This window comes from Sphingomonas sp. GW821-FHT12D09 (assembly GCF_058807215.1).
On the sequence record NZ_JBXAQL010000001.1, the window covers coordinates 1969759 to 1991537 of the forward strand.

General features: G+C 66.6%; 21 protein-coding genes and 1 tRNA gene. 12 read left to right on the forward strand and 10 right to left on the reverse strand.

From position 1 onward, the window contains the following. Nucleotides 1-13: 13 nt before the first annotated feature. The 5 genes from infA to AC1RPL_RS08900 all read left to right on the forward strand — a co-directional run bounded on the left by infA (nt 14) and on the right by AC1RPL_RS08900 (nt 2097). Nucleotides 14-232, forward strand: a complete 219-nt coding sequence (infA, locus tag AC1RPL_RS08880) for a translation initiation factor IF-1 (RefSeq protein ID WP_003049127.1) — start codon at nt 14-16, stop codon at nt 230-232. Nucleotides 233-297: 65 nt separating this feature from the next. Next, on the forward strand, nt 298-867 hold the full coding sequence (locus AC1RPL_RS08885; RefSeq protein WP_493068879.1) for a Maf family protein: 570 nt from the start codon (nt 298-300) through the stop codon (nt 865-867). Next, on the forward strand, nt 860-1804 hold the full coding sequence (locus tag AC1RPL_RS08890; RefSeq protein ID WP_493068880.1) for a ribonuclease: 945 nt from the start codon (nt 860-862) through the stop codon (nt 1802-1804). The genes AC1RPL_RS08885 and AC1RPL_RS08890 overlap by 8 nt, the downstream gene beginning before the upstream one ends. A gap of 1 nt (nt 1805) precedes the next feature. Next, nucleotides 1806-1991 carry a DNA gyrase inhibitor YacG gene (locus tag AC1RPL_RS08895; protein ID WP_493068881.1) on the forward strand — a complete coding sequence of 62 codons (186 nt, stop codon included), beginning with the start codon at nt 1806-1808 and terminating at the stop codon, nt 1989-1991. Nucleotides 1992-2021: 30 nt separating this feature from the next. Continuing rightward, nucleotides 2022-2097, forward strand: a tRNA-Phe gene (locus AC1RPL_RS08900). 50 nt (nt 2098-2147) lie between these two features. Here the strand turns inward: AC1RPL_RS08900 and AC1RPL_RS08905 are convergent. The 6 genes from AC1RPL_RS08905 to AC1RPL_RS08930 form a co-directional block, all read right to left on the reverse strand. Then, nucleotides 2148-2336 carry a hypothetical protein gene (locus AC1RPL_RS08905; RefSeq protein WP_493068882.1) on the reverse strand — a complete coding sequence of 63 codons (189 nt, stop codon included), beginning with the start codon at nt 2334-2336 and terminating at the stop codon, nt 2148-2150. Between the two features lie 39 nt (nt 2337-2375). Next, complete coding sequence (locus AC1RPL_RS08910; protein WP_493068883.1) at nt 2376-3431, reverse strand: alginate lyase family protein; 1056 nt, start codon at nt 3429-3431, stop codon at nt 2376-2378. Nucleotides 3432-3495: 64 nt separating this feature from the next. Beyond that, a complete protein-coding gene (locus tag AC1RPL_RS08915; RefSeq protein WP_493068884.1) occupies nt 3496-6573 on the reverse strand; it encodes a TonB-dependent receptor in 3078 nt (1025 codons plus the stop codon). Nucleotides 6574-6874: 301 nt separating this feature from the next. Next, on the reverse strand, nt 6875-8290 hold the full coding sequence (locus AC1RPL_RS08920) for an efflux transporter outer membrane subunit (RefSeq protein ID WP_493068885.1): 1416 nt from the start codon (nt 8288-8290) through the stop codon (nt 6875-6877). After that, on the reverse strand, nt 8287-11553 hold the full coding sequence (locus tag AC1RPL_RS08925; protein WP_493068886.1) for an efflux RND transporter permease subunit: 3267 nt from the start codon (nt 11551-11553) through the stop codon (nt 8287-8289). Before AC1RPL_RS08925 ends, AC1RPL_RS08920 begins: the two co-directional genes overlap by 4 nt. An 11-nt stretch (nt 11554-11564) precedes the next feature. Beyond that, the gene (locus AC1RPL_RS08930) at nt 11565-12752 is read right to left on the reverse strand and encodes an efflux RND transporter periplasmic adaptor subunit (RefSeq protein ID WP_493068887.1); all 1188 of its coding nucleotides are present in this window, start codon (nt 12750-12752) and stop codon (nt 11565-11567) included. A gap of 171 nt (nt 12753-12923) precedes the next feature. Here AC1RPL_RS08930 and AC1RPL_RS08935 point away from each other — a divergent pair, with 171 nt between their 5' ends. Both AC1RPL_RS08935 and dinB read left to right on the forward strand, forming a co-directional pair. Further along, on the forward strand, nt 12924-13526 hold the full coding sequence (locus AC1RPL_RS08935; protein ID WP_493068888.1) for a TetR/AcrR family transcriptional regulator: 603 nt from the start codon (nt 12924-12926) through the stop codon (nt 13524-13526). Nucleotide 13527: 1 nt separating this feature from the next. Beyond that, a complete protein-coding gene (dinB, locus tag AC1RPL_RS08940; protein WP_493068889.1) occupies nt 13528-14595 on the forward strand; it encodes a DNA polymerase IV in 1068 nt (355 codons plus the stop codon). Nucleotides 14596-14604: 9 nt separating this feature from the next. On the opposite strand, the gene AC1RPL_RS08945 is transcribed toward dinB, so the two are convergent. Continuing rightward, nucleotides 14605-15132, reverse strand: a complete 528-nt coding sequence (locus AC1RPL_RS08945) for an AAA family ATPase (protein ID WP_493068890.1) — start codon at nt 15130-15132, stop codon at nt 14605-14607. A gap of 100 nt (nt 15133-15232) precedes the next feature. Here AC1RPL_RS08945 and AC1RPL_RS08950 point away from each other — a divergent pair, with 100 nt between their 5' ends. Together AC1RPL_RS08950 and AC1RPL_RS08955 are read left to right on the forward strand one after the other, a co-directional pair. Then, nucleotides 15233-15787 (forward strand): DNA-3-methyladenine glycosylase, encoded by a 555-nt coding sequence (locus AC1RPL_RS08950; protein ID WP_493068891.1) that lies wholly within the window; start codon nt 15233-15235, stop codon nt 15785-15787. Further along, nucleotides 15784-16146, forward strand: a complete 363-nt coding sequence (locus AC1RPL_RS08955; RefSeq protein WP_493068892.1) for a ribose-phosphate pyrophosphokinase — start codon at nt 15784-15786, stop codon at nt 16144-16146. The genes AC1RPL_RS08950 and AC1RPL_RS08955 overlap by 4 nt, the downstream gene beginning before the upstream one ends. On the opposite strand, the gene AC1RPL_RS08960 is transcribed toward AC1RPL_RS08955, so the two are convergent. Genes AC1RPL_RS08960 through mgrA form a run of 3 tightly spaced genes read right to left on the reverse strand, consistent with a single transcriptional unit; the run spans nt 16143 to nt 19868 of the window. Beyond that, nucleotides 16143-18317 carry a penicillin acylase family protein gene (locus AC1RPL_RS08960; RefSeq protein WP_493068893.1) on the reverse strand — a complete coding sequence of 725 codons (2175 nt, stop codon included), beginning with the start codon at nt 18315-18317 and terminating at the stop codon, nt 16143-16145. The two genes, AC1RPL_RS08955 and AC1RPL_RS08960, sit on opposite strands and share 4 nt — an antisense overlap. Nucleotides 18318-18342: 25 nt before the next feature. Then, nucleotides 18343-18810 carry a GreA/GreB family elongation factor gene (locus tag AC1RPL_RS08965; RefSeq protein WP_493068894.1) on the reverse strand — a complete coding sequence of 156 codons (468 nt, stop codon included), beginning with the start codon at nt 18808-18810 and terminating at the stop codon, nt 18343-18345. Continuing rightward, nucleotides 18807-19868 (reverse strand): L-glyceraldehyde 3-phosphate reductase, encoded by a 1062-nt coding sequence (mgrA, locus tag AC1RPL_RS08970; RefSeq protein ID WP_493068895.1) that lies wholly within the window; start codon nt 19866-19868, stop codon nt 18807-18809. Before mgrA ends, AC1RPL_RS08965 begins: the two co-directional genes overlap by 4 nt. A gap of 123 nt (nt 19869-19991) precedes the next feature. On the opposite strand from mgrA, the gene AC1RPL_RS08975 reads away from it, so the two are divergent. The 3 genes from AC1RPL_RS08975 to AC1RPL_RS08985 are packed head-to-tail and all read left to right on the forward strand — an operon-like array spanning nt 19992 to nt 21772. Next, entirely contained in the window at nt 19992-20309 is a 318-nt protein-coding gene (locus tag AC1RPL_RS08975) for a hypothetical protein (protein ID WP_493068896.1), read from the forward strand. 8 nt (nt 20310-20317) lie between these two features. Continuing rightward, entirely contained in the window at nt 20318-20770 is a 453-nt protein-coding gene (locus tag AC1RPL_RS08980; protein ID WP_493068897.1) for a hypothetical protein, read from the forward strand. A gap of 3 nt (nt 20771-20773) precedes the next feature. Next, nucleotides 20774-21772 carry a DNA/RNA non-specific endonuclease gene (locus tag AC1RPL_RS08985; protein WP_493068898.1) on the forward strand — a complete coding sequence of 333 codons (999 nt, stop codon included), beginning with the start codon at nt 20774-20776 and terminating at the stop codon, nt 21770-21772. Nucleotides 21773-21779: the final 7 nt, after the last annotated feature.

A 21779-nucleotide genomic window follows, 5' to 3' on the forward strand; every position in this document is an offset into this window, starting at 1 on the left:
CACGAGGTATTTTTTGGCCAAAGAAGAACTGCTTGAAATGCGCGGACAGGTCGTTGAGCTTTTGCCCAACGCCATGTTCCGCGTTCGGCTCGAGAATGATCATGAGATCCTCGGCCATACTGCCGGCAAGATGCGCAAGAATCGCATCCGCGTGCTGGTCGGCGACGAAGTGCTCGTCGAGCTCACGCCCTACGACCTGACCAAGGGCCGTATCACCTACCGCTTCAAGTGATCCGGGGCCCAGCCACGGATCATCCCGGCGCAGGCCGGGATCCAGAAGCCTGAGGCTCCCGCTGCGTGCGGCTCGTGCTTGCTTCCACATCGCCTCGCCGGCTCGATCTGCTCAAGCGGATCGGCGCGGAGCCGACGCGTGTGTCCGCTCCCGATGTGGATGAGGACGTCCGCCCGGGCGAGAGCCCGCGCGCCTATGTGCTGCGCGTCGCGATCGACAAGGCGCATGCGGTGGCGCGCGGCGAGGACGAGATCATCCTCGCCGGCGACACCACCATCGCCGTCGGCACGCGCATCCTCGCCAAGCCCGAGGACGAGGCGGATCTGCGCCGCATGCTCGCCTTGCTCTCCGGCCGGCGCCACCATTGCCTGTCCGCGGTCTGCCTGATCGGGCTGGACGGCAAGGCCCGTACCCGCCTTTCCGACACGGTTGTCACCTTCAAGCGGCTGAGCCATGCCGAGATCGACTGGTACGTCGCCAGCGGCGAAGGCATGGGCAAGGCGGGTGGCTATGCCATCCAGGGCAAGGCCGAGGCGTTCGTCCGCGCGCTCTCCGGCAGCCATTCGGGCGTGGTCGGCCTGCCCGTGTTCGAGACGCGCGCTTTGCTCGAAAGCGCCGGCTACGCGCTTGGCTGAGTGGCTCTACGAAGCCGGGATCGGCGAGAACCGCGCCGCGCTGGTTTCGCGCGGTGGCATCTGGAAAGCACGGATCGAGCTTGAGGGCACCCGCCCTCGCGTCGACGCGGTGCTCGAAGCGCGGCTGATCGACAAGGCCACCAAGCTGATCGCGCTCGACGGCGGCGGCGAGGCGCTGTGCGACCATCTCCCGAAGGCGCTGACGCAAGGCGCGAAGCTGCGCGTGAAGATCGTCCGCGAGGCGATCCCCGAGCCCGGCCGCGCCAAGCTGCCCAAGGCCGTGCCGAGCGACGAAGCGCTGTCCGACGGGCCCACCCTGCTCGACCGGATCACCTCCACCGGCCTGCCCGTTCGCGTGATGCGCGCACATGAGCCGGACCTGCTCGAGGAAGCCGGCTGGTCCGAAGTCCTCGACGAGGCGATCACCGGCGAGATCGTCTTTGCCGGCGGCGCGCTGCGCCTGTCGCCCACGCCGGCGATGGCGCTATTCGATGTCGATGGTTCCGGCCCGATCGAGCCGCTTGCCGTCGCCGCGGCGCATGCGGTAGCCCGCGCCATCGAACGGCACGGCATCGCCGGCTCGATCGGCATCGACTTCCCTACCCTCACCGGCAAGGGCGCGCGCAACGCCGTGGCGGAGGCGATCGACGCCGCCCTGCCCCAGCCCTTCGAGCGGACCGCAGTCAACGGCTTCGGCTTCCTCCAGATCGTGCGCCGCCGCACCCGGCCCTCGCTGCCCGAGCTGCTGCGCGCGGACCTTATCGCCGCGGCGACGCGCGCGGAGTTGCGGCGCATGGAGCGACTTCCCCCGCCGCCGCCGACTACCCATATGGTGACCAGGAACATCGCCCGCCGCCTCGCCCAGCAGCCGAACTGGACCGTGGAGCTGGCGCGGCGAATCGGCGGCGTGACCGAATTCACGTCTGCTAAGGACTGAAATGACCAAACAGCATAGCTGCCCCGTGTGCGGGCAGTCGACGAGCCCCGAAGACAAGCCTTTCTGCAGCCGCGGCTGCAAGGACCGCGACTTGCTGCAATGGCTGGGTGAGGGCTATCGCATTCCCGGCGAGGCAGTTGATCCCAACGCACATTCAGGGGTGGACAGCCCCGATTCGCGCGACTAAGACGCGCGCTCCCCGGCACTCGCCGGGCATGCCCGGGTAGCTCAGTTGGTAGAGCATGCGACTGAAAATCGCAGTGTCGGCGGTTCGACTCCGTCCCCGGGCACCACTTTCTCCCAGCATCCGTGAACGCAACGCCTAGCTGGCAACGCGCGCCGCTCAGCGGTTGTCGGGGCCTGCGACATTGGCGCTGTTGCCGACGGGCTCGCCTTCCTTCAGCTGCTTGTAGTGGCTGAGGTTCATGCCGACGAAGATCACCACCACCAGCGCGAGGATGGCGATCACGACGACGAGCAGCCCACGCCGCTTGCGGGGCGTGAGGGGCGGCGATTCTTCAGGCGGTTCCATGCAGGTTGATACCCGCAACCCGGTCCTCCGGTTCCGCGCCTAGCGGGCGAGCAGGGTCATCCATTCGATCGGCCGACGCTTGCTGCGCTCGGCGAGCTTGACCGCGAAGTCGCGGTAGCCGGGGTCGAGCAGCGCGGCGAGGGCATAGGTGTTGACCGCGTTGCCCGGATCCCAGTCGTGCGGCGCATATTCCTTCTGTCCCGCCGCTGCCCGCTCGCGATCGAAGGCGATCTGCGAGTTGGCGAACTCCACATGCGTCTTCTCGCCCGTGGCATAGGGCTCGAGCCACTTCAGCGCGCCGGCCAAGCTGGATCCGCTCGGGCTCTTCCAGCCAAACCAGTCCTCGCCATGCGCCTTGGCCGCAAGCGCCGCCATCATCATCGGATCGACATTGTAGGTGACGTAATGCAGCGCATCGCGCTCATGAAAGTCGAATACGGACCCGTCCGCCTGGATGTTCGAACCGACATGCTTGCGGAACGCCCCGCGCGCCCTCGCGATCAGCTTCGCATCGCCGGTCTGGAAGGCAGCCATGGTGGCGAGCTTGATGCGGTGGCTCTGCCAGTTGGTGTGTCCGTTCTTGGGCTTGCCGTCCATTGCATCAAGGTAGCCGCTCGCCATCTTCCACCAGAAGCCGGTGAGCTTGATGCGCAGCGCCGGCGAGAGATCCGCCTCGGCCAGATCGGTGGCGAGCAGCAGCGTGTCGAAGCCGGTCTCGTCGATCGGGTTGAACGACATCTGATAGATGTCGGCCCAATTCTCCAGGTAGCGCGCTGCCTGGTCGAGATAGCGCCGGTCGCCGGTGAGGCGCCAGGCAAGCGCCAGCGCGATGACCACGGCCTGGTCTTCCTTGGCCTTCAGGCTGATCTCGCGGATGCCCTTGCCCGGCAGCGTGCCTTCGGTGTGGAGCTGCGGGATCGCCCCCGGAACGCGGGTGAGCGCCGCATCGGCGCGCGCCAGCACGCGCCGCACCTCGGGATCGGTGCGCGCGACGTCCCTGGCGAAGCCGGCCCCCAGGATCGCATGTTCCTGCGCCGACGCGGGAACGACGCCGAACGCCAGAAGGGCGGCGGCGCTGCACAGGAATAGCTTCATCGGGGCAGACTCATCGAAAAGGATACGGGACGGCCGGAAGATAGCCGCCCCGCACCGAGTTACGCTAGAAGTTGCTGCGGACCGTCAGCGTATAGGTCCGCCCGTCATAATCGATACGCCGCGGCAGCATCGGGTCGTTCTCATATTCCGATCGAGTCGCATTGGTCAGGTTGAACGCGTCGAGCGAGATCGAGAAGTTCTTCATGATGTTGAGCGAGGCCGAGGCATCCAGCTGGCTGCGCGCCTTCACCGTGCGGGCATCGCCGACGAAGCTGTTGCCGGCGGCCAGGTCGTATTTTCCGCGATGGTTGAACACCACGCGCAGGCCGAACAGTTTGGTCTCGTAATAGCCGATCAGGTTGATGTTGTGCTTGGCGACGCTCGGAAGGGTGATCGCGTTGCCCTGGGCGTCCTTCCCGTCGATGTTGGTATAGGTATAGTTCGCAGCACCGCCGAGATACTTCAGGAAGCCCGGCAGGAAATCGAGGTTCTGCTGCACCGAAACCTCGACGCCGCGCACGCGCATCGGCTTCTGGTTGGTGATGCCGCTCGCCTGCACCCGCGCTGCCGGATTGCTGCCGACGATGTTGCAGTTGACGCCGTCGTCCTGGAGCGTGCCAAGGCCGAAATCGATGCCGTTATATTGGCCGCTGGTAGGGCACAGAATCCGGCGATCGGTGATCGGCCCGACATAGCCGTCAATGTCCTTCTGATAGACCGCCACCGCGAACGCGCCGCCCGGGCGGTTATACCATTCCAGCGATACGTCGTACGAGTTGGATGTGTAGGGGCTCAAGCTGGTGGCGCCGATGATCACGTTATAGGTCGGCGTGCCGGCAACGGCGGGATCGGGGATCTGCAGCGACGTGGTGGGCACGTTGTCGCGCGGCTGCGGGCGGACATAGGTTTTGTAATAGGCGCCGCGCAGGACGAGGTTCTTGGCCAGATCCGCCGCGAACATCGCCGAGGGCAGCCAATAATCGTAATCGTCCTTGTAGGTGCGCGTCGCCATGCTGTGGTTCACCGGCAGCGGCAGCACCGAGAGCCCGGCGGCGCAGTTGCGGCAATCGAGCGCGTCGATCCTGAGCGTCGTGCCTTCGTAGCGCACGCCGGCATTGCCGCGGACGCGGATGCCGAACAGGTCGCCGTCGAACTTCGTCATCGCATAGGCCGACATCACCTTGCGGGTGTTGGTGAAGTTGTTGTTCCAGTAATTCGGATCCCAATAATTGTTGGTCAGCCCATAGGGGGTGAGGAACACGCCGCCGCTGCCATAGACGAACTGGTTCGGCAGGCCATTCGGATTGGCGGTGGTGCGCGGCGCGGTGTTCACCGGGGTGATCGCCGCCAGCACCTGGTTCACGTCCAGGTTGCGCCAGTTGCCGGTATAGCCGCCCGCCGTGCCGCCGAAGAAGTCGCCGACATAGGGGTTCACCTGCGACATCGCCGGGGTGACGTTGACGGTGTTCGCGCCCAGCGAGGTGTTGCGCGAGCCGATCGAGGTGTACTTGTTCGCTTCGTAGCGCAGGCCGACCTGCACCCCGGACACGAAACTGTCGGCGAAGCTGCGCTCGAAATCGAGCTGGATCGCATCGAGCGCATTCCACGACTGGCCGTTGGTGCCGGTCACGCCGAAGCGGTCGCCCTGGGTGTTCGCCGGCGCGCCCGGCATCTGCGCACCCGCCTGGGTGGCCTGGCTCGCCGCCGAGGGCAGGCCATAGCCGCCGGTCGGGATGTGCGAGGCGTTGGGCGTGTTGAGCACGAACACCGCGTCCTGCAGGCTGGTGCCGCCGGTATAGACCGAGGCGGTGATGCCGTTCAGCCCCGCCGAGCCCAGGTTTCGATACGGGTTCTCGATGATGTCGAGCTCGATCTGGTTGGCGAGCACCTGCGCGCGCGAGATCGTCGCCTGCGCGGTGGCGCGCCACTGATCGTCCTTGAACTCGACCGTCGGGTTGATCGCCCAGGTCTTCTGCTTGGCCGGCTCCGAGCGGATCGAGTCGTAGGTCTGCAGATTCTCGGCGCTGAACTTGTTGATATAGGCGCGCGGCCCGCTCGGCGTCTGGACGACATAGGGGGTGCCCAGGCTGGTGAAATGCGCCACCGCCGAAGTCGCCGCGAGCGCGCCGGTGCCGTTATTGCCGGCCGAGGTATCGATATAGAGCAGGTGGTTGGTGCCCTGATCGAGGTTGCGTTCGGTGTAGAAGCCGGTGGCGCCGAACTTGATCGTGTCGGTCGCCTGCCATTCATAGCCGGCGGCGCCGGTGAGCAGATGGCCCTTGTTCAGGCGGACGAACTGGCGGACCTGGGTAGGATAGTACACGCCGCCCGGATATTGCGTCATCAGCGCCTGATAGGTCGGGTTCGAAGCCGGAACCGCCTGGTTGCCGACCTGGATCGAGCCGAGCTTGTTGGCCCAGCTATTGACCGAGATCGAGTCGCGGCGGAACTTCTCGTCTTTCCAGGCGACCACGCCGAACACTGCGAAATTGTCCGTGATGTGCGCGTTGTAGCCGGCCGAGATCGCCGGGCTGCCCAGGTCGCCCAAGTCGTTATATTCATACGATGCCTTGGCCCAGCCGCCTTGCTTGCGGCCCAGCGCCGGCGCGATCTTCAGGTCGACATTGCCCGAAAGGCCGCCAGCCAGGTTCGCCGCATTGGGCGACTTGATCACGGTGATGGCCGTGAAGATGTCGGAGTTGAACGCGCCGAGCGGGGTCGATGAGGTGTTGGTCGCGCTGCCCAGGATCGGATCCGCGAAGCCGCCGCCGTTCAGCGTGGTGCGTGCGAACGAGCCGGGCAGGCCGCGCAGCGAGATCGTCGCGTTGCGCGAATCCGCCTCCCGGTTGATCTGCACGCCCGGAATACGCTGCACTGCCTCGCCAACGTTCAGGTCGGGAAAGCGGCCAAGGCCGTCAGACGAGATCGAATCGGTGATCTGATCGGACTCGCGCTTGATGTTGAGCGCGTCGGCATAGGCCCGGCGGAAACCGGTGACCACGATCTGGTCCCCCGGTGCAGGTGCCGGCTCCTCGGTCTGCGGCGTCGTGCTATGCGTATCGTTGTTGCTGGTCTGCGCGAGCGCAGGCGTAACCATCAGGACGGCGCAAAGCGCCGAGCCGGCATAAAGAGCAGTCTTCATGACTCTCCCTCCCCATCTGTTTTACCCGGCTTGTTATGTTGCCAGTCACGCTGGCACCGGTGTCAGGCCAATAAGGCCTATACCTGCGCGACTGTCAATAGAATGGTCAGGCCACATTGTATTATTGGTCGGGCACTCGGCGCACGCACAGGCGCAGGCTGCCTTGGCAGCGCGCAGGCACAGTTGGTCACGCCCACAGGTGGCCTGTCCAGCTACCCTTTCGAGTGAGGGATGGAGTAGAATCAACCGCGCCCCCGCGCGCCTTGTGGCACGCGGGGTCGCGGGGGCGAGGGCCGGGCTATCAACCCTGGGGTGGCTGCTGCCAGCCCCCGCCAAGCGCAAGGAACAGAGTGACCGTCGCGTCCGAGAAGCTTGATTCGGCCTGGGCGAGCAGCAGCTCGTTGCTCGCCTCGGAGCGTTCGGCGTCGAGCACGGTCTGGAAGCCTTCGGCGCCGGCGCGGTAGCGCAGCCGCGCGATCCGTGCCGCTTCGGCGCTGGCGGTACGCGCGCGGCGCAGCGCCTCGACGCGCTGGCCCTGCGCGACATAGGCGGCGAGCGCCGTCTCGGTATCCTGCAGTGCCGTCAGCCAGGTGCCATCGAAGCTGGCCAGCGCCGCGTCCGCCCCGGCCTTCGCCTGGGCGATGCGCGCCCGGGCAACGCTCATGTTCGGGAAGCTGAACGAGAGCAGCGGCCCGATACTGAAGTTCAGGCCCGAGCTCTTGAACAACCCTTCCGGCGAATTGGCGGTAGAGCCGATCGAGCCACCGATCGAGACGTTGGGGTAGAGGTCCGCGGTGGCGACGCCGATCTGCGCGGTGGCCGAGGCGAGCCTGCGCTCGGCGGCGCGGACATCGGCGCGGCGCGCGAGCAGGGTGGCGCCATTGCCGACCGGGATCGCCTGGTTCACCACCGGGGGCACTTCGCACGCGGCGACGTCGGCGGGGAACTCAGCCGGCGGCTTGCCGGTGAGCACTGCGAGGCGGAACAGGGCCGCCTTGCGCTGCGCCTCGAAGACCGGGACGGTCGCACGCGTCTGCTCGAGCAATGCCTGACCCTGGCTGGTCTCCAGCCCGGTGCCACGCCCGCCCGATTCCAGGCGGCGGGTCAGGTCGAACGTGTCTTCCTGGAGCTTGAGCGTGCGCGAGGAGACAGCGAGCTGCTGCCCGGCCGAGCAGGCATCGGTATAGGCGCGGATCGTCTCGGCGACCACGGTTACGCGCGTCAGGTCATAGGCGGCCTGGCTGGCCTCTAGGTCCGCCCTACCCGCCTCGATTGCGCGGGTGATCTTGCCGAACAGATCGACCTGGTAACCTAGGTCGAAGCCGAGCGAGTAGCTGTCACCGCGCGGGCCTGCGCCGTCGATGCCCAGCGTCGAGCCCGAGGTCTGGCCATAGCCGCCCTGCGCGTTGATCGTCGTGCTGGGCAGGCGTGCCGAGCGCGTCTCGCGCAGCACGGCCCGTGCCTGGCGCAGGTTTGCCGCAGCAACGCGCAGATCGGTGTTCGCCGTCAGCGCCTCGCCCACCAGCCGCTCGATCACCGGATCGTTGAACAGCCGCCACCAATCGGCGGGCGGTTCGTCGGCGACGAAGCCGGGGGCGTTCGCCTGGCTCAGATCGCCCTGGGCAGGTGCCTTGGCCGCGGGCGAGACATAGTTGGGGCCGACGACGCAGCCCGACAGCGTCAGGCCGGCGGCGAGGAGAGTGAGGGTCCGCTTCATTGCGCTTCTCCCGTCGCGGGTGCCGGAGTTTCGGGGGGCGTCCCGGTCGGCTGCGTCGGCGCTTCCTTGCTGACCTTCCCGCCGCCCCATTTGCGCATCAGCACATAGAAGATCGGGGTGAAGATCAGGCCGAACAGCGTGACGCCGATCATGCCGAACACCACCGCGGTGCCGAGCGATTGGCGCATCTCCTGGCCCGGGCCACTGGCGATCGCGAGCGGTATCACGCCGAAGATGAAGGCGAACGACGTCATCAGGATCGGGCGAAGGCGCGAGCGGGCGGCATGGATCGCCGCGTCGAACCGGTTCATGCCCTCTTCCTCGCCCTGCTTGGCGAACTCGACGATCAGGATCGCGTTTTTCGCGGCCAGCGCGATGAGCACGACCAGGCCGACCTGGGTGAGGATGTTGTTGTCCATCCCCCGCAGGTTCACGCCGAGCAGCGCCGCGAGGATGCACATCGGCACGATCAGGATCACTGCGAGCGGCAGCGTCAGCGCTTCATACTGGGCCGCCAGCACGAGGAAGACGAACACCACCGCCAGCACGAAGATCAGCGCCGAGCTGCTCCCCGCCGCCTTTTGCTGATAGGCGAGGCCGGTCCATTCATAGCCATAGCCCTGGGGCAGCACCTTGCTCGCCATCGCTTCCATCGCCGCGAGCGAATCGCCCGAGGAGACGCCCGGCGCCGCAGCACCCTGCAGCTCCACCGCGGGCAGCAGATTGTAGCGCACCACGCGCGACGATCCGGAATCGCGGTTGAAGGTCGCCACTGCCGAGATCGGCACCATCGCGCCACCCTTCGAGCGGACTTGGAGACGGCCGATATCGCTGATGTCGTCGCGCGCGCTCGGCTCGGCCTGCGCGGTCACGCGGAAGGTGCGGCCGAGCAGGTTGAAGTCGTTGACATAGGTCGAGCCGATATAGGTGCCGATCGCATCGAACACCTGGCCCGGCTCGACGCCGAGTAGCTGCGCCTTGTCGCGGTCGACATCGGCACGGATCTTGGGATTGGCGGTGTTGAACAGCGAGAAGACCTGGGTGACCTTCTTCTCCTGCATCGCCGCGCCCATCATCGCGCCGGTCACGCCTTCCAGGCCGCGCCAGCCGCCATTGGCCGCACGGTCCTCGATCATCATCACGAAGCCCGAGCCGTTGCCCAGGCCCTGCACTGCGGGCGGCGAGATCATGAAGATGTTGGCGCCGCTGATCTGCCCGGCGATCGCGCCGGTCAGCTGGCCGGCCAATGCCGTGGCGCTCTGGTTGGCACCGCGCTCGGACCAGTCCTTCAGCTTGATGAAGAACACGCCGGCATTCGATGCCTGGCTGAAGCTGGCGCCGTCGAGGCCTGCGAACGCCGCGCCGTCCAGGATGCCGTCGGTCTTGGCGGCGATCGCATAGGCCTTGTCGACGACTTCGCTGGTGCGCTCGAGCGACGAGCCCGGCGGCAGCTGGACGATGCCGATCAGGAAGCCCTGATCCTGCTCGGGAATGAAGCCGGTCGGCGTGGCGGTCAGGCGCCAGCCGGTGAGCGCGAGCAGGCCGGCATAGATGATCATCATGATCAGGCCCATGCGGATCACTCGGCTGGTGACGCGGCCATAGCGGTCAGACAGCCAGTCGAAGCCCTGGTTGAACTTCTCGGCGCCGACCTTGATCGGGCGCATCCAGCGCGGGCCGGAGTCCGCGTCGATATCGTGGTGCGGCTTGAGCAGAAGTGCGGCGAGCGCCGGCGACAGGGTCAGCGAGACCAGCAGCGAGATCGCCGACGCCGCGGCGATCGTCACCGCGAACTGGCGGTAGAAGATGCCGGGGATGCCGCCGACCATCGCGGTCGGGATGAACACCGAGACGAGCACCAGGCCGATCGCGACCAGCGCGCCCGAGACTTCGCGCATCGTGCGGTGCGCAGCCTCGCGCGGCGCAAGCCCCTCGCGGATATGCTTTTCCACTGCCTCGACCACGACGATCGCGTCGTCGACGACGATGCCCACGGCGAGCACCAGCGCGAACAGCGACAGCGAGTTGATCGAGAAGCCGAGCGCCAGCTGCACCGCGAAGGTGCCGACCAGCGCGATCGGGATGGCGACGATCGGGATCACCGCCGCGCGCCAGGTCTGGAGGAAGATGATCACCACCACGACGACGAGGATCACCGCTTCGAGCAGCGTGTGCTGCACGGCTTCCACCGACGCCGAGACATATTCGGTCGGGTTGTAGGGGATGCTGTACTGAAGGCCCTGCGGGAAGTCCTTCTTGAGCGTGTCCATCTCCTTGAGCACCAGGTCCGCCGCGCTGAGCGAGTTGGCGCCCGGCTGCTGGACGATGGCGAGCGCGATGCCGCGCTTGCCGCCGAACGAGCCGCGGATCGAATAATCCTGGCTGCCCAGCTCGATCCGCGCGACGTCGCTCAGCTTGGTGAGGCTGGCGCCGGCCGGATCGGACTTGATCGTGATGTTGCCGAACTGCTCGACGCTGGCGAGGCGGCCCTGCACATCCACCGGCACTTCGAACGAGGGATTGTCCTTGGCCACCGGCGCCGATCCGAGCGCGCCGCCCGCGACCTGGACGTTCTGCGCCTGGAGCGCCGCGATGATTTCCGCCGCGGTCAGGTTGCGGGCCGCCGCCTTGTCCGGATCGATCCAGACGCGCATCGCGTAATTGCCGCCGCCGAATATCTGCACCGTGCCGACGCCTTCGAGGCGCAGCAGCCGGTCGCGGATCACCGTGTTGGCGTAATTGCCCATGTAATCGACATCGAGGCTGTTGTCGGGCGAGGTCAGCGCCACGATCATCAGGAAGCCCGATTCCTGCTTGTTCACCGTCACGCCGATCTGGCGGACCTGGGTAGGCAGGCGCGGCAGCGCCAGGTTGACGCGGTTCTGCACCAGCACCTGCGCGGCATCGAGATCGGTGCCGGGCTTGAAGGTGACGGTCACCTGGCCCGCGCCCTGGGTGGAGGACGAGCTCATGTAGAGCATGCCCTCGACGCCGTTGATCTCTTGCTCGAGCGGCGCGGACACCGTCTCGGCGATAATCTCGGGCGAGGCGCCGGCATAGGCCGCCTGCACCGAGATCGTCGGCGGCGCGATCTCCGGGTACTGCGAGAGCGGCAGCAGCGGATAGCAGAAGGCGCCGATCAGGGTGATGAACACCGCGATCACTGCGGCGAAGATCGGCCGCTCGATGAAGAAGCTGGAGAAGCCGCCGCGCGGGGCGGCCTCAGGCGTGGAAGCCTGGGCGAGAACCTGATTGTCGCTCATTGCGCCGCTCCTCAGCGGTTGCCGGCGGGCAGCGCGGTGGCGGCTGGCTGATCGGACGGCGGCGCCGACGCGGCGGCCGGAGCCTGCGCGATCTTGCCCGGCTGCGGCGTGACCTTCACGCCCGGGCGCGCGCGCTGGGTGCCGTCGATGATAACGCGGTCATCCTTGGTCAGGCCCGAGCGGATCACGCGAAGGTTGCCGCGCAACGGCCCGGTCTGCACCGGGCGCGCCGTCACCGTGTTGGTCTTGTCGACGACGAAGACGATCTGGCGCGCGGCATCGGCCATCACCGCCGTGTCCGGCACCAGCAGCGCCGGATAGGGCTTGCTCGCTTCGAGACGGGCCGAGCCGAACATGCCGGGCTTCAGGAAGCCGCCCGGGTTGCTCACGATCGCACGGGCACGGATCGTGCCGGCACCGGCGTCGAGCGCGTTGTCGACGAAGTCGAGCGAGCCGCTATGGGTATAGTCGCTCTCGTCCGAGAGCTTGATCTTCACCGGGGTGCCGTTCTGGGCGCCGGTGCCCTGGCGCTGATACTTGAGCAGCAGCGCTTCCGAACCCTGGAAGACGAAGTGCAGCGGATCGACCGATACGATCGTGGTGAGCACCGTGGTGTCCGTGGCGACCGTGTTGCCGACATCGACATTGCGCTGCGAGATGCGGCCGCTCAGCGGCGCGGTGACGCGCGTGAAGCCGAGATCGAGCTGGCGGGCGCGCAGGTTCGCTTCGGCCGCCGCAACCTGTGCGGAGCCCGAACGCAGTGCGGCGCGGCGCTGCTCCAGCTCTTCCTGGCTCGCGGCGCGCTGGGCAACCAGCGCTTCGGAGCGGGCATATTCGGTCTGCGCATTGGCGAGCGTCGCCTTGGCCTGGGCGACCTGCGCCGCGGCCTGGGCGACGGCAGCCTGGGCCGGGCGCGGATCGATCGTGAAGAGCAGCTGGCCCTTGCGGACGAACTGGCCGTCCTTGAACCACACGCCCTGCAGATAGCCGGTGGCACGCGGGCGCACCTCGACATTCTGAATCGCTTCGAAGCGGCCGACGAACTCGTCCCAATCGACCACATCCTGCACCAGCGGCGCGGACACAGTGACGGGCGGCGCACCCTGTTGAGGCTGTTGCTGACCGCCCCCGCCGCAGCCGGTAAGAACAAGCGCGGCTGCAAGAGCCGGGATAAGCAGCTGGCGGTTCTTCGAGTGCATGTTCGATCCCTAAATCCGTGCCCCTGGCCGGACATCCTCCGCGGCGTCGTTGCTTGAAACGAACGACTTCCGATTTCGCCCCGCTAGGCCCGTTCATGGAACTTGTCAACGACTGTAGACATATGTCCACATCGGTTGACTATGCTCACTGCCATGTTAGGGAAATTGCCCATGATCCCGCCGGTCCAGGCCCCGTCGCGGCATCGCAATGCCATTGCCACGCGCCAGGCGATCCTTGCCTCGGCACGCCGCCATTTTGCGCGCGAAAATTACGAGAATGTCGGCCTGCGCGAAATAGCGGGCGATGCCGGCGTCGATCCGGCGCTGGTCAGCCGCTATTTCGGCAGCAAGGAAGCGCTGTTCCGCGAGACGCTGCGCGACGACGACAAGGACATCATGCAAGGCGTCACCCGCGAGGGGCTCGCCCAGCATTTCGCCCAGCTCTTCCTCGACAAGGATGACGTGCCGGAGGGCCAGCGCGACATCCATATCGAGAGCATCCTGATCCTGCTCCATTCGATCGGCTCGCCCAAGGCCGGGCAGATCATCCGCGAGACGATCGACGCCGATATCCTGGGCCCGGTCGCGCGGGAAGTGGGTGGCCAGGATGCCGATATGCGCGCCGCCATGGCCTTTGCGGTGCTGATGGGCATGGGCATCATGCACAACACGCTGGCCGTCGATCCGAGCCAATGCAGCGAAGCCGAAGGCCAACGCTTCGAGAAGCGCCTGACACGCATCTTCGCCGCCGCGCTGGAGCCGGCGGACGACTGACATGGCGACCACGCCGGTCCGCAAGATCATCCATGTCGACATGGACGCCTTTTACGCGTCGGTGGAGCAGCGCGACGATCCGGCCCTGAAGGGCAAGCCCGTGGCGGTCGGATATGCAGCTGCTCGCGGCGTGGTGGCGGCGGCGAGCTATGAAGCGCGCAAGTTCGGGGTGCGAAGCGCCCTGCCCTCGGTCACTGCGATGCGGCGCTGCCCCGAGTTGGTGTTCGTGAAACCCCGCTTCGAAGTCTACCGCGCCGTCTCCAGGCAAATCCATGCGATCTTCGCCGACTACACCCTACTCATCCAACCGCTCTCGCTCGACGAAGCCTATCTCGACGTCACCGCTAACCTGCGCGGGATCGAGACTGCCTGGGCCACCGCCAAGGAGATCCGTGCGCGCATCGTCGAGGAAACCGGGCTTACCGCTTCGGCCGGCATCTCGTACAACAAGTTCCTCGCCAAGCTCGCCTCGGACCAGCGCAAGCCCAACGGCCAGTTCGCGGTGACGCCGGAGATGGGCGCGGCCTGGGTCGAGACGCTGCCGGTCAAGCGCTTTCACGGCGTCGGGCCGGTGACCGCGAAGAAGATGGAAGGGCTCGGCATCGAGACCGGCGCGGACCTGCGCGCCAAGCCGATCGAGTTCCTGCGCGCGCATTTCGGCAGTTCGGCGGACTGGTATTACGCCATCGCCCGGGGCGAGGACGACCGCCCCGTCGATGCCGAGCGCATCCGCAAGTCGTCAGGCTCGGAAACCACCTTCGACCGCGATTTGGTGGCGGCGGCGGAGATCGAGGCTGGCGTGCTGGAGATGGCCGAGGAAGTCTGGACCTGGTGCGAGAAGGCCCAGGAGTTCGGTCGCACCGTGACGGTGAAGATCAAATATGGCGACTTCCAGATCATCACCCGCAGCCGCAGCCTCACCGCCGGCCTGGTCGATCGCCGCGAGGCGCTGCGCGACATGAGCCTGTCGCTGATCCGCTCGGTGCTGCCGACCCCCAAGGGGATCAGGCTGGTGGGGGTGACGGTATCGAACTTCGAGGAGCGGCTGGGGGAAGAATTGCCGTTCTAGGCCCTGCCCCTACCGCGTGAGCCCGGCCGAGCGATAGAAATCCGCCAGCGCGCGCGGGGTCGCCAGCAGGACCTTGGGAAGCGCGATCCGCTCGAACAACGCCCGGTACCGCTTCCGGCTTGGTGGAGTCGCGACGGTGATGTGGCGGATCATCACCCATTTCACGCTGTCGCTTCCGCCTTCCAGCGCGCCGCGCCGGTCACGCTCGAGCCAGGAGCGGCGCAGATAGCGGAAGAGGCTGGTCCAGGTGGATGCATCGAGCAGGATCACGCCCGTCGCCCGGGCTAGGCGCTCCGCCAGGCATCGGCTGTAATTTCCTTCCATGACCCAACACTCGCCCGCGATCGCCTGGTCGTGGAGCGCGAGGAATTCCTGCTCCGGGCGCGGCTGCCAATCGGTATTCGGCAGGTGATGAAGCTGATCGAGATGCACCACGGCGAGGCCCCGCGCGCGCCCGATCGCCTCCGCCAGCGTCGATTTGCCGCTTCCCGATGGGCCCAGGATGCAGATGCGTGGGCCGAGATCGTCAAGGGTCATGGCGCTTTGGTACATCCGCGACGCCAATGGCGGCAATGCCTCCCCGCTCGCAGCGGCAGGGAGGAATTGCCGTCCCGCGGCAGGGTGATAGGCTGCCCCGATGCTGGACCCCGGTTTCTTCGAACGCGATGCGGTGACCGTTGCCCGGGCCCTGATCGGCGTCGAAGTGCTGATCGACGGCATCGGCGGCGCGATCGTCGAGACCGAGGCCTATGACGCCAGCGACCCCGCCTCGCACAGTTTTCGCGGGCCGACGCGGCGCAATGTGGTGCTCTTCGGCCCGCCCGGCCATGCCTATATCTACCGCATCTATGGCCTGCACTGGTGCATGAACTTCGTGTGCAGTCCGGTCAGCGCGGTGCTGATCCGCGCTATCGAGCCGCGGCACGGGCTCGATGTGATGGCACAGCGGCGCGGCACCGAGGATCCCCGGCTGCTCTGTTCGGGGCCGGGCCGGTTGTGCCAGGCGTTGGGAGTGGATCACACGTTGGACGGCGCGCCGGTCGATGCGCCGCCCTTCGCGCTGCATCCCGCGGACGCGCCCCGGACTGTCGTGGCCGGGCCCAGGATCGGCCTTACCAAGGCGGTCGATACGCCGTGGCGGTTCGGCGCGGCTGGCTCGCGCTTCCTCAGCAAGCCGTTCGCGCTGCAATGACCGGCGATCCGATCCCGGTTTCCGACGCCGCGCATGTCCGCGCCCTGCTGATCGACGCGACGCGCGAGCACCGCGCGGTCAGCTATTCCGAACTGGTCGCGCTGCTCGGCCACCGCTTCACCCGCCCGCTGATGCGCGCGCTGTGCAAGACGCTCGATGTGATCGACGAGACGGCGGCGGCAAACGGCGAACCCGAGCTGGCCGTGCTGGTGGTGCGCGAGTCCGACGCCATGCCGGGGCAAGGCTGGTGGGTGAGCCCGCGCGGATGCCTCGCGGCATATGAAGGCCCTTGGGAAGGCCCGTCCGCACGCGCCTTTGTCGAAAGGCTTCAGCGCGAGGCCTTCGATTACTGGTCTTAGTCTCCGGGCCGATACGTCCGCTCGACATGCCCCTTGAGGTCTTCGGGGTAGAAATAGACCGGCCGCGAGTCCCCCGCTGCATAGCGCCCGGCCTGATCGGCAAAATGCTTCGTCCCTGGATGCCCGCTCTCGCCGCCGGCTGTCACTGCCCAAGCCTTCACCTTCGGCCCGAACTCCACAGTCGCCACGAAGCTGTTGCCGCTGGTGCCATAATAGCGCTTGGTCCCCGGATACCGCCTGGCGCCGAACGAAGCGAGCGAGCCCCATTGCGCCGAGGTGAAGGGCACCGGGATGCTCGGCTTGGCATCATCGAACTTCTGGACGATCGCCCCGTCATTGCGCTGGAAGCGGTTGATCTCGCCCCAGGGCACTTGCCAGCTGCCGAAGTCCTGGGTCAGCCGGTCCACGGCATAGGCCAGCGCATCGATCCGCTGCCCATCGGTGGCGCGCTCGGCCATGTAATCCCACACGGAAACGCCCGCCTCCTTGGCCGGCTGGGCCGAGAATACCCACAGCACCTCGCCCCAGAACACCGCCAGCGAAGTCGCGGTCGAACCCGCGCCCCAACGCCGGTCCCAGTCCCTGAGCAGCGCGACCGGCTCGACGAACCTGGCCTTGCGCGCATCATCCTCGGGCAATTTCTCCCACGCCGCGACCAACCCGGGCAGCAGCCGGTCGAAGGCCGGCAGGAAGCTGTCATAGGCCGCCTGGCGCAACGTCTCCGGGGTGAAGTCCTTGCGCGCGTTCAGCACCCTGAGCGCATGCGCGCCGCGCGGGTTCTCGCCAACCTGGTCGAAATAGCGTGGGAAATCGGCGGCCTTGGGGCTGTCGGCTCCAGCCGCGGTCCAGGGCCAGTTGTTCGAGTTATAGGCCCAGCCATTTTTCGGGTTCACCACCTGCGGCAAGCTGGCGAGGGCGTGCAGCCCCTTCCAGTCGGTCGCCGGGTCGCTGCCGTCCACCGACTTGCGATAGTCGAAGCGGTTGTCGCGCACCGGCATGAACTGCGGCATCAGGAACGCGATCTCGCCCTTCGAATCCGCGAACAGCGTGTTGTTCGAGCTGTTGGCCTTCAGGTCGGCGATCTTCATGAAGCTGGCATAATCGGTCGCCTTGGTCCGCAGGAAGCTCTGCTGCAGCGCCTCGACCGGCTTGTTCATCAACGCGACCGCGATCCACTTGCCGTCCGCCGTCTCGCGCACGATCGGGCCGTGATGCGTGGCATAGGTCTTGAAACTGCGCTGCGCCTGCGATCCATCCGCGGCGCGATAGGAAAGCGCGATCGTCTTCACCGTCAGCGGGCGCGCCTCGCGGCCATAGTGATAGAAGCGGTCGCCCGGTACGTTGGTCACGATCGCCTCGGCGAACTCGTCGACATTATCGACGCCGCTCGAGGTGTGCATCCAGCCGGCCTGCGCGTTGAACCCCTGGTAGATGAAGAACTGCCCCCAGGTCGCGGCGCCATAGGCGTTGAGCCCCTCGCCACTCGTCACCTGCTGCTCGGAACGGAAGAAGAAACTCGTGTGCGGGTTGATCAGCAGCAGCGCATGGCCGTCGCGGGTGTGGCTCGGCGCGATTGCCATGCCGTTCGATCCCCTGGGCTCCTTGAACACCAGGCCCTTCTCGGCCTCGGTCATCGTCAGCTTCCGCTGCTTGCCGTAGAACGCCTCGAGCTGGCTAAGCGGCACTCGCTCGATATCGCCGCCGATGCTGCCCTCGGAGAAGCTCAGCGCCATCCATGGCTCGAAATGCGTCAGCACGCGCGGCTTCACCTCGGGGTGCGTGGCGAGATAATAGTTCAGCCCGCCCGCCCAGCTGTCCATCAGCTTGCGTAGCCAGGTCGGGCTCCTGGCATAGTCCGCCTTCAGCACCTCGGGATCGACGAACAGCCGCTGGCGCAGGTCCTGCCAGATCGCACCCTCGCCCTCGGCCTCGGCGAGCCGCCCCAGGCTGACCAGATAGTTGGTCTCGATCCGGTTGAAATCGTCCTCGGCCTGGGCATAGATCATCCCGAACACCGCATCGGCATCCGTCTTGCCCACGATATGCGCGACACCCCAATCGTCGCGCGTGATCGTCACCTGCGCCGCCTCGGCCTTCCAGCGGGCAGTGTCGGGCTGCGCATGTGCTGAGGTGGACGCGAGCAGCGCGGCGGCGAGCAGGATGCGAGTCATGCCCGCATCCTATGCCGAGTTTGACTCAGTCCGGAATCGTTTCGATATCGAGGATCTCGATCGCGCCCGCGCGCCCGCTAAAATCGACCTTCTCGCCCTCCTCGGCACCAATTAGCGCATGCGCGAGCGGCGCCGCGAAGGAAAGCCGGTCCGCCGCGGGATCGGCTTCGTCATGTCCGACTAGGTCGATCACCCGCGCCTTGCCGTTCATCCGGATGCGCACGCGCGAGCCGATCCCGACCACGCCTTCCTCGGGCACCGGTGCGATCTGCGCGGTGGTGCGGCGAGTGTTCCAGTAGCGCAGTTCGCGCTTGAGCACCTCGCGCGCCTCGTCCGCGCGCTCGACAGCGATAGCCGCTTCGAGCGCGGCCACCTTCGCCTCGATCAGCGCGAGCCCGCGCGCAGTCACCAGGTTCGGCCCCGCCGGTAGCGGGATCTCGAACTTGGGTTCCTTATGTTCCTCATCGCTCTCGCGACGGAAGGCGACGCTCATTGGCCGGGGAGTTCCTCGATGCTGGACGAGACCTTCCAAAGATCGAGCGCGCCATCGGTTGCATGGGTGTCGATCTCGGCCAGTTCCTCGGCGCTGAAATCGAGATTGTTCACTGCGTCCAGCGAGTTGTCGAGCTGCTCGACCGTGCGCGCCCCGATCAGCGCCGAAGTCACGCGCGGGTCGCGCAACACCCAGGCGATCGCCATCTGCGCCAGCGTCTGTCCGCGCTTGCCCGCGATGTCGTTCAGCGCACGGATGCGGGCGAGATTGTCGTCCGACAACAATCGTTGATTCAGCGAGCCGCCCTTGGCCGCACGCGCGCTCTCCGGAACGCCGTTCAGGTACTTGTTGCTGAGCATCCCCTGCGCCAGCGGCGAGAAGGCAATGCAGCCGGTGCCGAGCTCGCCCAGCGTGTCGAGCAGCTCAGCCTCCACCCAGCGGTTGAGCATCGAGTAGCTCGGCTGGTGGATCAGCAGCGGTACCTTGTGCTCGGCCAGGATCACCGCGGCCTGGCGGGTCAGCTCGGGCGAATAGCTCGAGATGCCGACATAGAGCGCCTTGCCCTGGCGGTGGAGCTGGGCGAGCGCGCCCATCGTCTCCTCGAGCGGGGTCTTCGGATCGACGCGGTGCGAATAGAAGATGTCGACATAGTCGAGCCCCATCCGCTTCAGGCTCTGGTCGCACGAGGCGATGAGGTACTTCTTCGACCCGCCGACATCGCCGTACGGGCCCGGCCACATGTCCCAGCCCGCCTTGGTCGAGACCACCAGCTCGTCGCGATGCGAAGCAAAGTCGCTCGCCAGCACGCGCCCGAAATTCTCTTCGGCCGAGCCGTAGGGCGGGCCGTAATTGTTCGCGAGGTCGAAATGGGTGACACCCCGGTCGAACGCGCGGCGCAGCATCGCGCGGCCGGTCTCGAACACGTCCGCACCGCCGAAATTCTGCCACAGCCCCAAGCTGATCGCCGGCAAGTCGAGCCCCGAACGCCCGCAGCGGCGATAGGGCATGCGCCCGTCATAGCGGGCGGGATCGGCGTGCCAGGGCATAGGGGTCGACATGGTTCTCTCCTAGGGAAGCAAGCGCTCTATCGCGCCGCGACACGCGCGTCACCCAAAACGGATGGGACCAGATCGGTCCCATCCAATTGACAGTATAGCGCCGGCAATGAGAGCGTTCCTCCCATGATCTGGGGGATGCTGGCAACGACGATCAAAGTCACCCTTCTCGGGTGGTTCGCGATCATTGCGCTGCGCGTTCTTGGCCAGATCATGACCGGTACGATCGAAACCAGCGGCATGGTCCGTCATGCAGGGCAGGAAAGCTTCGGCTTTCACCGCCTGCAGCTGGTTGCAGTCACGCTGCTCTTCGCAGCCGGCTATGCCATTACCGCGCTGCGCCAACCGGCGGGCATGGGAATGCCCGATATCTCGACACCGTTGCTCGCGGCGCTGCTCGGCAGCCACGCCGCCTATCTCGGGGGCAAGCTGCTGAACGAATAGGGGGGAATATGGTCACGGGCTTTTGGGGATATATCTCGGCCGGCATCGCCATCGCGATCGCGCTGCTGATCATCGGCATCGCGCTGGCCGTGCTCAAGGCGCTGTTCGATGGCACGATCAGCCTCAGATACCTGATCGCCGAGCCCGCCGATCCCACTGCCCAGGCCATCGCCCAGGCTAATAACGAGCCGCACCTTCGCCCGCCCGAAATCCCTAAGGCAAGCATGTCGCGACTGCAGCTGCTGATCTTCACCTTCGTGATCGCCGGCGTCTATCTCGTCCTCTGCCTCGAATCGGGCACGCTGGTGCAGATTCCGGAGAATGTGATCCTGCTGCTCGGCGTGAGCGGCGGCACCTATGCAGCGTCCAAGGGGATCAAGGCAGCAGGCGACAGCAAGAAGGCGACGGCAGCAGCCGCAGCCGCTGCTCCCGCGCCAGCCGCTACCGATCCGGGCGCCTGAGCCATGGGCAAGACCAGTAGCGCCGCGCTGGTGATCGGCGCGCTCGCTCCGATCGCAGTGGCCGGGATCGCCAAGATCCCGGGCCCGCCGACGGGGCCGGCGCCTGCCAACCGGATCGTCGTGGTGCAGCCGACACCCGCGCCGCAGCCCCAGCCGGCCGGCCCTCCGATGCCCGGCACCACCCCCGCCGCAGCGCCGACGCCGCCCCCCGCAGCGGCACCGGTACCGGCAATCGTCAGCGACTTCGACGTCGCCACCTGCCTGGCGCGCTACAAGGACCTGAGCCTGCCCTTCACCCGCGGCGACGATGCCGCGACGACACAGCGCATCGTCTGCCGGCGCGGCTATATCCTGTCCTACAACAGCGCGACGCACAGCCCGGACTGGGTGGTCGAACGGCTCACCGCCGCCGATCTGCGCGGACCCGCCAAGCGCAAGGACAATTTCAAGGAAGACCCGCTGCTGGGCACGGTCGATGCCGACGACACCGATTACGTCCCCCGCCTCTATGACCGCGGCCACCAGGCCCCGGCGGCGGACGCGGCGTTTGACCAGAAGGTCAACGACCAGAGCTTCTTCTTTTCGAACATGTCGCCCCAGGTCGGGCTCGGCTTCAACCGTGGCATCTGGCGGGTGCTGGAAGACACGGTGCGCGGCTGGGTGCTGTGCGGCGGGCATGACGAACTCTTCGTCATCACCGGCCCGATCTACGAGAATCCCAAGGGCGTGATCGGCCATGACAAGCTGGTCGTGCCGGGCAGCTTCTACAAGATCGTCTACGACCCCAAGAGCGTGCGCGTCGTCGGCTTCGTGCTGGAGAACACCAAGATCGGCTCACGCTTCGACGAGCCGCAGAAATATGTGAAGTCGATCGCGGATATCGAGACGGACACCGGCATCGATTTCTTCCCCGCCTGGCCGCAGCGCCAGCAGCGGCTGCTGGAAGCCTCGCCGGGCACCGCCTGGGGCCGGGTGGAGAATTGCAAGGTGGGGACGGACTGAGCGCCTC